Origin of the sequence: Psychrobacter sp. CAL346-MNA-CIBAN-0220 (genome assembly GCF_040309805.1) — a bacterium.
In the GTDB taxonomy this organism is placed as follows: domain Bacteria; phylum Pseudomonadota; class Gammaproteobacteria; order Pseudomonadales; family Moraxellaceae; genus Psychrobacter.
Map to the genome: position 1 here is coordinate 1 of NZ_JBEOPF010000347.1, position 266 is coordinate 266.

A 266-nucleotide genomic window follows, 5' to 3' on the forward strand; every position below is an offset into this window, starting at 1 on the left:
CTATTGGCTTTATGCAAATAGTTTTATGCAAAATAGGGACAAAGGTCATTATGGCTCAAACTGTCAACGACGTAACTGACTTGATGAGTGATAAAACCCGTCGCCCAAAATCTAACTTCCAAGTACCGACTTCGGTCAGATATTTTTTTATGGTATTGGTGTTGGGTTTATTAGTGCTTATATTGATTATGGGTGGCAAAGCCCTACGCGATGCACCTCCAGCAGCTATTCATGTCAGCAATCAAGGTTTGACAGTCGCTCAGTAT

1 pseudogene is annotated in these 266 nt (G+C 41.0%); it reads left to right on the plus strand.

Annotated elements, in window-relative coordinates:
• Positions 1-50: 50 nt before the first annotated feature.
• A pseudogene (locus AAEY88_RS13925) lies at positions 51-266 on the plus strand (cell division protein FtsQ); the annotation flags it as partial.